This window comes from Knoellia flava TL1 (assembly GCF_000768675.1).
In the GTDB taxonomy this organism is placed as follows: domain Bacteria; phylum Actinomycetota; class Actinomycetes; order Actinomycetales; family Dermatophilaceae; genus Knoellia; species Knoellia flava.
In genome coordinates, this window is record NZ_AVPI01000020.1 from 34,333 (window position 1) to 47,415 (window position 13,083).

Sequence of the window (13,083 nt, forward strand, 5' to 3'; positions counted from 1 at the left end):
CACGCGGCGACCTCCTGAGCCAACCGGCCCCCCGCGGCTACCCTCACGGCATGACGACGACACCACCGCCCGCCGCGCCGTTCGCCCAGTCCGTCCGGATTCTCGCCGGCGCGCTCATGGCGGGGCTGGTGTTCATCGGTATCGCGATGTTCTTCGTGCTCGGCACCGAGGACACGCCGCCGGTGTGGCTGGTCGCCGCGCAGCTCGTGGCCGGGGTCGTCGTCCACCTGCTCCTGGAGTCGGTCGGCTACCGCGTGCAGCCGCTCGACCCGGACCTGTCCGACGCCGACGCGGAGACGGCGGCCCGGGCCCGGTGGCAGAGCGCGATGGTCCTGCGGTTCGCGCTGAGCGAGGTCATCGCCATCGCGTCGCTCATGGCCGCCTTCGTCGTCGAGGGCGGGATCCTCGCGTATGCCGTCGGCGCAGTCGTGTCGCTCGTCCTCATGGCCGTCCACGTCTGGCCGTCGGCGAGGCCGGTGGGCAGGATCGCGGATGCGCTCGAGGCGGCCGGTCGCCGCTCCACCCTGCGCGAGGAGTTCGGGGTTCCCGCCCCGGGCCCGATCCAGCAGTACTGACGAGCCGCGGACGCCGGAGCGCCCTCAGCGGCCGAGGTAGCCGTCGATGAGCGACTGCCCCCACGCGACGGCGACGATCGCACCGGCGCACATCGAGGGCCCGAACGCCATGGCCGACGTGCGACCGGCGCGCTTCGTGAGGAGCAGCACGAGGGCGGTGAGCCCGCCGACGACAAACGCCGCCATCGTCCCGACGACGACGTGGCCGACGGACAGCCAGCCGAGGATCAGGCCGATCGTCGGCGCGAGCTGGATGTCGCCGCCGCCGAAACCGCCGCCGGGCAGGAAGGCGAACGCGAGGTAGAGCACCGTGAGCCCGACGCTGCACAGCCCCGCGGTGAGCAGCCGGTCCCACTCCCCCGTCGCGACCGTCGGCGGCACGAGCAGCAGCGCGAACGCCGGCAGCGCCGGACGCGTCAGCCCGACGGGCAGCCGATGGACGTCGATGTCGATCCAGACGAGGCAGACCGTGAGCCACGCGAAGAGCAGGTATGCCGGTAGCGCGGCATACGCGGCCGTGTCACCGACCGTGAGCGCGAGGAGGAGGACGAGGACCGCGAGCAGCGGCGCGACCCACCACGACGGCGGTGTCGGGTGGTCCGCCTCGTCCTCGACGATCCGGTAGCCACCGGTCGCGAGCTCACGGGCCGTGAGCCGGCCGACGACGAGCGCGCCGACGACGAGCACCACGACGCCGACCACGGCGAGCACGTCGGCGGACATCAACCCGCCACACTCTCGCGGGCGGCGGCGAACATCGGCTCGAGCGGCGGCCGCAGGCCGGTGAAGAGCTCGACCTGCACGGCCGCCTGGTGGACGAGCATGTCGAGACCCGAGACGACCTCGGCCCCACGGTCGCCAGCGGCCCGGGCCAGCGGCGTCGGCCAGTCGGCATACACGACGTCGAGGAGGGTGGACCCGTCGAGGTCGACGCCGGCCGCACGCAGGGCGTCCGCCGTCGCCTCGCTCGCCGCGGGCGGGAGGGTCGAGACGACGAGCCGGCGCGGCTCGTCGGCCCACCGGTCGAGGGCCACGTGTCGCGCCGCCACTCCGCGCGCGCCCAGCAGCGTGACGACCGAGTCGGCGGACGCCGCGTTGCGCGAGGCCACGAGGACGTCGCGGACACCCAGGTCGACGAGGGCGAGCGCCGCCGAGCGGGCCGTGGCCCCCGACCCGAGGATCGTGGCCGACCCGGCGTGGTCGACGTGGCCCACGGCGCCGACGATGCCGGCGACGTCGGTGTTGGCACCGTCCCAGCCGCCGTCGTCGCGGCGCACGAGCGTGTTGATGGCCCCGGCAGCACGGGCGACGTCGGTCACCGTCGCGGCCACGTCGAAGGCGACCTCCTTGAGCGGCATCGTCAGGCTGAGCCCGCGCCACTCGTCGTCGAGCTCGCGGACGACGTCCGCGAGCTCGACCTCGGTGACCTCACGACGGACGTAGGTCCAGTCGGAGAGGCCGAGGACGGCATACGCCGCGGTGTGGAGGACGGGTGAGAGCGAGTGCGCGACCGGCGACCCGAGGACTGCGGCCCTCAGCACTTGTCCTTGTTGGCGGAGCACCACTCGTTGAACTCGCGCACGTTGGCGTCGTGCTCGGCCTGGGTCGTCGCGAACTTCGTCTCACCCGTCGTCGGGTTGACCGCGACGAAGTAGAACCACGGGCCGTCGGCCGGGTTGGCCGCCGCCTCGATCGACGCGGCACCCGGGCTGTTGATCGGGCCCGGCGGCAGTCCCTTGACCTTGTAGGTGTTGTAGGGGCTGTCGGAGTTGCGAGCCTCGTTCGAGGTGCCGGCGCGACCGCGCTCCTGCTCGATGTAGTGGACGGTGGAGTCCATCTGCAGCATGCCGACGGTCGGTCCGTTGGGGTCGTTGAGGCGGTTCTCGATGACGCGGGCCACCTTGGCGCGGTCGGCGTCCCCGTTGACCTCGCCCTCGATGATCGAGGCGATCGTGAGGATGCGGTTGTACTCGTCGGGCTCCACGCCGGCCTTCTTGAGCTCGGCGAGGGTGAGAGCGACCATCTGCTTGAGCTGGGTGGCGGCAGGGACCTTGTCGTCGAACTCGTAGCTCGACGGGAAGAGGTAGCCGTCGAGGCGACCCTTCGCGGACTCGGGCAGGCCGAGCGCCTGCGGGTTCTTGGCGGCCGCCTGGTAGTCGGCGACCGGGACGCCCGTCGCCTTGCTCAGGCGGGCGAAGATCTCGTTGACCCACAGTCCCTCGGGGATCGTCGCGCGTGTGACGGTGCGGTTGGCGGGGTTGGCGAGCATCGCGAAGGCGTCGCTCGCCTTCATGCCCTTCTTGAGGGTGTAGACGCCGGCCTGGATCGCGGCGCTCGCCTCCGGGTCGGCCGCCGAGGCCTCGAGGTATGCCGTCCGCGTCTTGACGACGCCCGCCGCCTTGAGCGTGGTGGCGATCGACTCGCCGCTGTCACCGGCCTTGACCGTCACCTGGACGTCGCCCTCACCGGGGCCGGGGAAGTCCTCCGCCTCGGAGCTGCCGCCGAGCATCGACGACACCATCGGCTTGAGGAGGGTGAAGGCGACGGCCGTGGCGCCGCCGACGAGGACGACCGCGAGGAGCAGAGTGAGCAGACGACGGCCCTTGCCGGTGCGACGACGCTGGTGACGGTGCCGACGACGCTGCGCCTCGGGGGGCGGCTCGCCGAAGATCGTCGTGTCGAGCTGGTTCTGGGTCACCGCTGTCCATCCTTCGTCTTCGGCCTGCGCCGCTTGTCCCGCACGGGCTCCCCCGGTGGGCGACCCGTGCTCCGCTCCTCGTCCAGACCGGCCTGGAGGATGAGGACTGCAGCAGCCTGGTCGACGACGGATCGCTGCCGTCGCCCGTCGACACCACTCTGGCGCAGGGCCCTGTGGGCGTCGACGCTCGTGAGGCGCTCGTCGACGAGACGGACGCCCACGGGAGTCACCCGACGGGCCAACTCCGCAGCATACTTGCGTGCCGCCTGTGCGGCGGGTCCCTCGCCACCCGAAAGTGACCGGGGCAGGCCGACGACGACCTCGAGGGCCTCCCTCTCACGGGCGAGCGAGACGATCTGCGAGATGTCGTCGCCCTCCCCAGCGCCGTCGGCCGGCCACGTGCGCGTCAGCGTCGCGTGGGGGCTGGCGAGCACGCCCGAGGGGTCGCTGACGGCCACACCGACACGCACGGTGCCGACGTCTACCCCCAAGCGGACCCCGGGGCGCATGCTCAACCGACCAGCTCCCCGACGCGCCACTCGACGGCGTTGATGGCCTCACCGGTCTTGCTGAGGTCCTGACCGCCGCCCTGCGCGATGTCGTCCTTGCCGCCGCCACCGCCGCCGAGGGTCTGCGCGGCGATGCGCACGAGCTCGCCCGCCTTGATGCCGCGGTCGCGCGCGGCCTGGTTCGTCGCGATGACGACGACGGGGCGGCCCTTCGCGCCGCCGGTGACGGCGACGACCGAGGGCGCTCCGTCGCCGAGGCGCTGGCGCGCGTCGAGGACCATGGCGCGCACGTCGTCGGCAGCGGCCTCGCCGCCGGCGTCGTGGCCGACGAAGCGGACCCCGCCGACGTCCTTGGCCTGCTCGGAGAGCGATCCGGCGGCCGCGAGGACGGCCTCCTTGCGGGAGCGCTCGAGCTCGCGCTCGGCCTCCTTGAGACGGGTGACCATGGCGCCGACGCGCTCGGTGAGCTCGCCCGGCTGGCCGCCGACGATGCCCGAGAGCTCTGCCACGATGGCCCGCTCGCGGGCGAGGTAGCGCAGCGCGTCCATGCCGACGAAGGCCTCGAGACGGCGCACGCCGGAGCCGACAGAGGACTCACCGGTGACCGTGAGCGCGCCGACCTGCGAGGAATGCCCGACGTGGGTTCCACCGCAGAGCTCGCGCGACCACTCGCCGCCGATCTCGACGACGCGCACGTCCTCGCCGTAGGTCTCGCCGAAGAGCGCGAGCGCGCCGAGCTCGCGCGCCTGCGCGAGCGGCATCCACGCCGCGGAGACGGGTAGGTCCTTGCGGACCGCGAGGTTGGCGACCTCCTCGATCTCGCTGCGGGTCGCGGCCGAGAGGGCCTGGCCCCACGCGAAGTCGAGGCGGAGGTAGCCGGGCTTGTTGTAGGAGCCGGACTGCAGGGCCGACGGGCCGAGCACCTGCCGCAGCGCCGCGTGGACGACGTGCGTGCCGGAGTGCGCCTGGCACGCCGAGAGACGCCACTCGGGGTCGACCTCGGCGAGGACGGGCACGCCTGAGCGCAGCGGGCCGTGGACGACCTCGACCGTGTGGGCGATGAGGCCCTTGACCGGGCGCTGGACGTCCATGACCTTGAGGTGGACGCCGTCCGCGGTGATGATGCCCTCGTCGGCGATCTGGCCGCCGGACTCGGCATAGAACGGGGTGCGGTCGAGGATGACCTGGCCGCGCTGGCCGGGCTCGATCTCCTCGACACGCTGGCCGTCGACGACGAGGCCGAGGACCTTCGCCTCGGTCGTGAGCTCCTGCCACGCGCGGAAGTCGGTCTCGCCGGCCGCCCGCAGCTCCTTCCACACCTCGGTGTTGGCGTGGCCGGACTTCTTCGCCTTCGCGTCGGCCTTGGCGCGGTCGCGCTGCTCCTGCATCAGCCGCGTGAAGCCCTCGCGGTCGACCGACAGGCCCTGCTCCTCGGCCATCTCGAGGGTGAGGTCGATCGGGAAGCCGTAGGTGTCGTGGAGCTGGAACGCCTGGTCCCCGGCGAGCGTCGACCCGCCGGTCTGCTTGGTGCGCGCGACCGCGGTGTCGAGGATCGTCGTGCCCGCGGCGAGGGTGCGCCGGAAGGCCTCCTCCTCGGCGTAGGCGATCTGGCTGATCCGGTCGAACCCGCTCTCGAGCTCGGGGTAGGACTGCTTCATCCGCTCCATCGAGACGGGCAGGAGCAGCGGCAGCGCCGGGTCGTCGAAGCCCAGCAGGCGCATCGATCGCACCGCCCGGCGGAGCATGCGGCGCAGGACGTAGCCGCGGCCCTCGTTGCCCGGGGTGACACCGTCGCCGATGAGCATGAGCGACGAGCGGATGTGGTCCGCGACGACGCGCAGGCGGACGTCGTCGGGGTTCGACTCGCTCGCGGCGTGACCGGACGTCGCGCCGTAGGTCTTGCCGGTGAGCTCGGCCGCCTTCTCGAGGACGGGGTAGACCTCGTCGATCTCGTAGAGGTTGTCGACGCCCTGCAGGATGCTCGCGATCCGCTCGAGACCCATGCCGGTGTCGACGTTCTCGGCGGGCAGCGGGCCCGCGACGTCGAAGTCGACCTTGGAGCGGACGGCGCTCAGCTCGTACTGCATGAAGACGAGGTTCCAGATCTCCATGTAACGGTCCTCGTCGACCGCCGGACCGCCCTCCTGGCCGTAGTCGGGGCCGCGGTCGTAGAAGATCTCGCTGCACGGGCCCCCAGGACCCGGGACGCCCATGTGCCAGTAGTTGTCGGCCTTGCCGCGGCGCACGATGCGCTCGAGCGGGATCGCGGTGTACTCCGCCCACAGGCGCTCGGCCTCGTCGTCGTCCTCGTAGACCGTCGCCCACAGGCGGTCGGGGTCGAGGCCGTAGCCGCCCTCGTCCTGCGAGGAGGTGAGCAGCTCCCACGCGAGCCGGATGGCGTCCTTCTTGAAGTAGTCGCCGAAGGAGAAGTTGCCATTCATCTGGAAGAACGTGCCGTGCCGCGAGGTCTTGCCGACCTCCTCGATGTCACCGGTGCGCACGCACTTCTGCACGCTCGTGGCCCGGGCCCACTGCGGCGTCTCCTGCCCCAGGAAGTAGGGCTTGAACGGCACCATCCCGGCGTTGACGAAGAGCAGGTTGGGGTCGTCGTGGATGAGGGGCGCGGAGGGCACCACCGTGTGGCCGTTCTTCTCGAAGAAGGCGAGCCAGCGGCGCCGGATCTCAGCGGTTTCCATGCAGAGTCAGTCCTGGGGTCGTCGTGCGGCGTGTCGGAGCTTCGGGCCCGGAGCGGGCCACCGATGAATCCTACGTGTCGTGCCAGCTCGCCCGCGCCCGCGTTCCCGGCACGTCGCCGCTCGCGGCTCGGCTCCGGCGGGCGTCCGGCCGACGAGCCTCAGTTGCGGCCGAGCCGCTCCTTGAGCCAGGTCCACCGCTCCTGCAGCCGCGCCTCGAACCCGCGGTCGGTGGGCTCGTAGTACGACGTCTTCCCGTGCAGGTCGTCGGGGAGGTACTGCTGCGCCGCGACGCCGTCGGGTTGGTCGTGCGCATAGACGTAGCCGTCGCCGTGACCGAGACGGGACGCGCCGGCATACCCACTACCACGAAGGTGCGGGGGCACCGCCCCGCCGCGTCCGGCGCGCACGTCCGCGATCGCGGCGTTGATGCCGGCGTACGCCGCGTTGGTCTTGGGCGCGAGAGCGTTGTGGACCACGGCCTGGGCGAGGATGATCCGTGCCTCGGGCATGCCGATCTGCGCGACGGCGTGCATGGCCGCGACGGCGGTCTGGAGCGCGGTCGGGTCGCCCATGCCGACGTCCTCGCTCGCGGCGATGACGATGCGGCGGGCGATGAACCGCGGGTCCTCCCCCGCCTCGAGCTGGCGGGCGAGGTAGTGCAGCGCGGCGTCGACGTCGGAGCCGCGCATCGACTTGATGAACGCCGAGGCGACGTCGTAGTGCTGGTCGCCGGTCTTGTCGTAGCGGACCGCGGCCTGGGCGACCGCCTGCTCGGCGTGCGCGAGCGTGATCGTCACCTGCTCGGCGTCGGAGGTGATCGGGGCGTCGTCCTGCGCCACGCCGGCCGCCGCCTCGAGCGAGGTGAGAGCACGCCGAGCGTCTCCGCCGGAGATGCGGACGAGGTGCTCGCGCGCCTCCGGCGACAGCACGTATGCCGCGTCGAGACCGCGCTCGTCGGTCACCGCGGAGTCGAGGACGTCGGCAATCTGCTCGTCGTCGAGCGAGGTGAGCGTGATGAGCATCGAGCGCGACAGGAGGGGCGCGATGACGGAGAACGACGGGTTCTCGGTCGTCGCCGCGACGAGGATGACCTGGCGCGTCTCGACCCCGGGGAGCAGGGCGTCCTGCTGGGCCTTGGTGAAGCGGTGGATCTCGTCGAGGAAGAGGACCGTCTGCCGGCCGTAGAGGTCGCGGTTGCGCGCGGCGGCCTCCATGACCGCACGGACGTCCTTGACGCCGGCGGTGACGGCGGAGAGCTCGACGAACTCGCGGTCCGCGGCCGTCGCGACGAGGTGGGCGAGCGTCGTCTTGCCGGTGCCGGGCGGCCCCCAGAGGATGGCGCTCAGCGGACCGGCGGTGCCCCCGGAGCCCTCGATGAGGCGGCGGAGCGGGCTGCCCGGGCGCAGGATCTCCGCCTGTCCGCGCACCTCGTCGACGCTCGCCGGCCGCATCCGGACCGCGAGCGGCGGCAACGTCGACGCACTCCCGCCCTCGGTGGCGAAGAGGTCGTTCCCGGCTGGCACCCCGGCAGCGTAGCCGCCGGTACCGACATCCCGACCGTGGCGCTCAGCAGGGAGATACTGGCGGTGGAGGTGCTTCGTGACACCAGGTCGAGGGCAGGATCCCGGAAGACGCCGGACGGTGGTCGCTGCCCTCGCCGCCCTCGCGGTGCTGGTGGTCGGCATCCTGGCTCTGGCGCTCCCCCGCAACCAGGGCTCCGTTCCGGCAGGCACCACCACCGACCCTGCCCCCTCACCCCGCCCGACGATGTCGGTCCGACCCGGCCCGACCGGTCCCGGTGAGGCCCAGTTCGAACCGAGCGGACCGCCCCTGGTCACCCCGACGGAGCCAGCGGCGAGCGACATCGGCTCAGCGACCCCGTCGAGCGGCACCGCAGGCGGCTGAGGCCGCGCATCCGCGATGTGCCGGGCGGTCGCCGGCGCATCTCCTACACTTGAGCGCGACAGAGTGTGCCAAGGGGGCGCAACGATGCGGAAGCGGACACCATGAAGACCTCGGCCCGACCTGGCACACCCATGCGCGCGAGGGGATGGGGCCGGCGCGCCGGGCTGGCCGTCGTGACCGGTGCGACCGCACTGGCCGTCCTCGCATCGACCGGCTCGCCGGGAGCGGCCGCGAGCGGGACCGCCCGCGAGCCGATCCCCGTTCTGCCCGCCCTGCCCGAGGTCGGCATCAGCCAGTTCGGCTCGGGAGTCACCCACGTCGACCCCGTGGCGAAGCCCGCGACCGACATGGGCGCGCGACTGAGTGCGCCGCAGGGGCAGCGCTCGAGCACCGGAGAGGCGATCGCGGCCGGCACCTACGCGTGCTCGGGGTTCGGCGGAGTCGACAGGTCCACGAGCCCGTACGAGATCACCCGCGACATCTACGAGTGGGGTGGCTTCGCGGCATACAGGGTGGGCAACGGCGCGGGGGACGTCAACTGGCGGCTCAACCCCTACAACAACCCGTCGTGGTACATGTGGCTCCACTCGCTGCGCTGGCTCGGCCAGGGCATCATGCAGGCGTCCACCGGTGACGTCGCGATGCTCGACCGGGTCGGCGTGACGATCCAGGACTGGATCCGCGACAACCCGTACTCGTGGAAGGGCGACGTCGGCGCGTGGGAGTCGACGATGCACCGGACCAACGTCCTCGTCTGCTACCGCCATGCGGTGCTCAACGCGCTCGGCGTCACCACCCTCCCGGCCAAGTACGCCTGGGTCGACACGTCACTGCGCAACCACGCGACCTTCCTCGTCAACAACTGGTCGGGGGCGTGGAACCACGGCACCGACGAGAGCCTCGTGCTCTTCGGGGTGGGCTGCCTGCTCGAGCGCCAGGACTACCGAGACCTCGCCGTGAGCCGGCTCGAGCAGGGCATCACGACGTCCATCGACTCACAGGGCTCGACGAACGAGCAGTCGACGGCCTACGCCCAGTTCAACTACCACCTCTGGGGCCGTGCCGAGGAGGTCCTGAGGGCCTGCGGGACCGACCCGGGGTCGACGATCGGCCAGCGTCGCACCCTGATGGCGACGTGGCTGGCCCACGCCACGAACAGTCTCGGCGCGTTCCACCAGATCGGTGACTCCGAGGTGGTCCGCACCTCCAACGCACCGGGCACGCCCATCGAGTACCCCGCCACCAACGGCGCCTCGGGGACCCCGCCGACCACCCGGACCGCCGCGTACTCGCGTGGCTACGTCTTCGGTCGCACGACGTGGGGGGATGCGCGCACGACCTTCCGCAACGCGTCGAGCTACAGCATCCGCTACGGGCCGCCTCGGGCCCTGCACGGCCACAACGACCACACCGCGATCACCTACACCTCGCGCGGGCGAGACGTCGTCATCGACTCGGGCCACGCCGGCTACCAGAACGACCAGTGGCGGGTCTGGGCCAAGAGCCGCCGCGCGCACAGCTCGCTCGCCACACCGCTGAGCCCGGAGGCCGCGCCGACGACGACGCTGCGACGCTCGCTCGTCGCGTCGAACTGGGAGTTCTACGAGTTCGCCGACTCCCCGGCCGCCGGTATCAACCGCACGCGGGCGGTGACCTTCCTGCGCGACCCCGACCTCTTCGTCACGCTGGACCGCGCGAGCTCGACGACAGCGCAGCAGTTCCAGACGAACTGGCACCTGCCCTCCGACGAGAGCGCGACGATCTACTCACGAACGACGGCCATCTCGCAGGCGCCGGGTGCGGCGAGCCGGACGATCCTCTTCCAGCTGCCCTACAAGCAGGCGCTGCCCCCCGGTGCCCTGCTCGTCCAGAAGGGCCAGACGTCGCCGATCCAGGGTTGGCACTACCCCAACATCACCCAGCGCAAGCCCGCGCCGAACGTGCTCCTCGCGCGCTCGGGATACTCCGCGTCGATCCTCAGCTTCGTCGTCCCGGTGGGACCCACGGCAGGCGTCGGGTATGCCGTGCGCCAGGTCGGCACCTCGACCGTCATCGACCTCACGGTCGAGGGCAAGAAGGTGTCGGTGTCCGTCAGTGCGGGCGGCGCCATCTCGCGGCTCTGACCCGATCTCGCTCAGTCGACACCCACCTCGACGGGTAGGCTCGGCGGTTGCACGCGGACGGGAGCAGACGTCACCTTGCCCGTCGCCGGGGCTGACGGCGTGCTGCCGGGGATGCCCGGCATCTCGATGCCTCCTCGCCCGACCCAGCCCATGACGTTGCGCATCATCGTCGAGACGGCGGCGCGGCTCGTCTCCGGCGGCTCCACGACCTTCCACGCCGCCGGGCACACCCCGCCGAGGAAGCAGCCGTAGGCGAAGGTCGACCCGTTGAAGACACGGGCCCCGGACGGCGCCGTCGACGTCGTCATGTCGAACGTCTGGGACACGCCCGACCGGAAGCACCACGCGCTGCCATGAACCTGCACGGCGTGTGTCGGTGAGCGCCAGACGCTCGGGTGCACGAAGTCCTGCTCTCCGGCGATGAACCCCGGCACGACCGTGCCCAGGGGCAGACCCTGGAAGAGGAAGCTGCCGTTCGTCACGAGGTCGTCCTTGACGGCACAGCCGTACTGCGCCCCCAGGATCGTCTGTTCGTGGTGGCCCAGACCCGACCAACGCCACGTCGAGCTCATGGGCCACGACGTCCAGCGGTCGATGTCCCACTCCCTCAGGCTCGGGCGGTAGGAGATTCTGCGGTAGATCGTGTTGGCACCCAGGTTGGCGACGTTGACACCTGCGGCGATTGCCTGGGTCAGTGCGGCACGCATCCCGAGGGACCAGTACTCGTCGTGTGCGGGCAGCACGAGGGTGCGGGCGCGCTGCGGCAGCTGGCCCCCGAAGCGCTCGAGGTCCTGGTCGGTCCAGTAGGTGACGTCGATCCCCTGGCTCTCCGCCCAGCGGACCAGGCCGAGCTCGAGGGGAAGGAACTGTCCTGAGCCCTGGCCCTCGGCATACGGTCGGTCGCTCGAGAGGCGCCCGGACCCGGGCGTGGAGTAGAAGCTGTTGCCGCCCCAGCGGTTGTAGGCCTGCCAGGTCGCCGTGGCCTGCTGCACGAGGACGTCGTGCGTCGTGCCGGTGTCGTCGCGCACCGTGAGGGGCACGTACGTCTGCTCGGTGGCGTTCTCGATGCGCAGGAGGTAGGTGCCCGGGACGAAGGTGTCGTCGACCGGCACCTGCAGCGTCGTCGACCACGGGGCACTGGTCATGGCCAGGTCACGGCCTTGCGCGTCCGTCCCTCCGGTGACCGAGTCCGGCTGGCTGACCGGGGCCAGGGGCGCCGGTGTGCTCCAGACGCGCCGGGCGCCGAGACCGCCGTAGTGGCCCATGCGGAACGCCGTGACACCGTAGGGAGTGTCGGACCGCACCCTGAGGCCGACGACGTCCCCGCATGCCGCCGAGTCGGTGGTGGCATATGCCGCCAGGGCCGTGGCGGTCGTGCTCGCGATCGTCCAGCCGGGATCCCCGGTCCGCAGGTTCTCCTCGACGGTGCTCGGCCACTCACGGGGGCAGCCCGCTGCTGTCGCCGGCAGCGGCTCGACCGGGACTGCGGGCATCGGCGCTGGCGGCACGTAGGCGACGCCGAAGCTCGTGCTCCCGCTTCCCAGAGAGGTCACGAGGTCCCTCGCGCGTGCCGTCAGCCCCACCGTCGAGCTCGAGGGCGTCGCCGAGGTGACGAGGCCGTGGACCGGCACGGCCAGCCTGGCGCCCACGCCCACCCAGAGGTCTCCCCGGGACGAGGTCCAGGCGACGAGCCCCGACGACAGCGTGGTCAGGGTGCCGTTCACGGTGCTCAGCCGTCCGCCGCTCCCGGCAGGCAGGCGCATCTCGATCCGGCGCAGCCAGCCGGCTCGAGCGACCGTGCCGCGATAGGTCAGCGACAGCGTCGTCGCCGGGGGCGCGGTCGACGGTGTCACCGAGACCACGACGACGGGCGGTGTGGTGGCGAAGGCGGCATATCCCGACGTCAGTGTGAGACCGGCGGTGGACTTCGCCGCCAGTGCGAGGCTCCAGGACGCCACGGCGCTCGGCATGGTGAGTCCGTAGACCGGGATGGCCAGACGAGTCCCCGGGCTCACGACGGGAGGGCGGCTGGCGGTCCACCTGAGGTAGCCCGGCGAAGGGGTCGTCAGTGTCCCGTTGACCGACGTCGGCCGTCCGACGGATCCCGGTGGGATGGCGAACGTGACGCTGGCCAGCGTCCCTGCACGGACGACGGTGGCGCGGTAGGACAAGGTGGTGGGCGCGCCCGCTGGGGCCGTGGAGGGCGTGACGGACACCTCCGGCAGGACCGTCGCCGCCTGTGGCGTGACGACCGCCGAGGCCGGCGTGACCGTCGCGCCACCCTGCCGCGCGATGGTCACCTCAGCGGCCGCTCCCCGGGACGACGGCCCGCCCATCGCCCACGCCAGGCCCAGCACGGTGAGCACCGCCACGGCGCGCGCACGTCCTCCGCGTCCCCCGGCTCGCTGGGGGGCGTGGCCGTCGGTCCGTCCGACAGCATCCTCGTCCGGCATCCGCGCTCCCCTGTGGCTGACGAGGCCGTCTGTTCGACCTTCCACCAGAGTCGTGGCCCGGGAGGCGGCGCGAGCGCGCCCCAGCGGAGATGACGAGGACGTGCCATCCGCGGGACGTCCGCAC

At 71.9% G+C, this 13,083-nt stretch carries 9 protein-coding genes; 2 read left to right on the plus strand and 7 right to left on the minus strand.

Going from position 1 to position 13,083, the window contains the following annotated elements:
* Positions 1-50 precede the first annotated feature (50 nt).
* Positions 51-575 carry a hypothetical protein gene (locus tag N798_RS08480; RefSeq protein WP_035947749.1) on the plus strand — a complete coding sequence of 175 codons (525 nt, stop codon included), beginning with the start codon at positions 51-53 and terminating at the stop codon, positions 573-575.
* Positions 576-599: 24 nt separating this feature from the next.
* Here N798_RS08480 and N798_RS08485 read toward each other — a convergent pair whose 3' ends face one another.
* The 6 genes from N798_RS08485 to N798_RS08510 all read right to left on the minus strand — a co-directional run bounded on the left by N798_RS08485 (position 600) and on the right by N798_RS08510 (position 7,929).
* Positions 600-1,298 (minus strand): prepilin peptidase, encoded by a 699-nt coding sequence (locus N798_RS08485; protein ID WP_035947750.1) that lies wholly within the window; start codon positions 1,296-1,298, stop codon positions 600-602.
* Entirely contained in the window at positions 1,298-2,116 is an 819-nt protein-coding gene (locus N798_RS08490; protein WP_229708284.1) for a shikimate dehydrogenase, read from the minus strand. The genes N798_RS08485 and N798_RS08490 overlap by 1 nt, the downstream gene beginning before the upstream one ends.
* Positions 2,110-3,273 (minus strand): endolytic transglycosylase MltG, encoded by a 1,164-nt coding sequence (mltG, locus tag N798_RS08495; protein WP_052117071.1) that lies wholly within the window; start codon positions 3,271-3,273, stop codon positions 2,110-2,112. The genes N798_RS08490 and mltG overlap by 7 nt, the downstream gene beginning before the upstream one ends.
* Positions 3,270-3,782 carry a Holliday junction resolvase RuvX gene (gene ruvX / locus N798_RS08500; protein ID WP_035947752.1) on the minus strand — a complete coding sequence of 171 codons (513 nt, stop codon included), beginning with the start codon at positions 3,780-3,782 and terminating at the stop codon, positions 3,270-3,272. The genes mltG and ruvX overlap by 4 nt, the downstream gene beginning before the upstream one ends.
* 2 nt (positions 3,783-3,784) lie before the next feature.
* The gene (gene alaS, locus N798_RS08505) at positions 3,785-6,478 is read right to left on the minus strand and encodes an alanine--tRNA ligase (protein WP_035947753.1); all 2,694 of its coding nucleotides are present in this window, start codon (positions 6,476-6,478) and stop codon (positions 3,785-3,787) included.
* A gap of 158 nt (positions 6,479-6,636) precedes the next feature.
* Positions 6,637-7,929: a replication-associated recombination protein A gene (locus N798_RS08510; protein ID WP_371870448.1), complete on the minus strand. Its 1,293-nt coding sequence runs from the start codon at positions 7,927-7,929 to the stop codon at positions 6,637-6,639.
* 585 nt (positions 7,930-8,514) lie between these two features.
* Between N798_RS08510 and N798_RS08520 the strand changes: the two genes are divergently transcribed.
* Positions 8,515-10,506: a heparinase II/III domain-containing protein gene (locus tag N798_RS08520; protein WP_035947757.1), complete on the plus strand. Its 1,992-nt coding sequence runs from the start codon at positions 8,515-8,517 to the stop codon at positions 10,504-10,506.
* Positions 10,507-10,517: 11 nt separating this feature from the next.
* On the opposite strand, the gene N798_RS17315 is transcribed toward N798_RS08520, so the two are convergent.
* On the minus strand, positions 10,518-12,878 hold the full coding sequence (locus tag N798_RS17315) for a N,N-dimethylformamidase beta subunit family domain-containing protein (protein ID WP_052117072.1): 2,361 nt from the start codon (positions 12,876-12,878) through the stop codon (positions 10,518-10,520).
* Between the last annotated feature and the right edge of the window lie 205 nt (positions 12,879-13,083).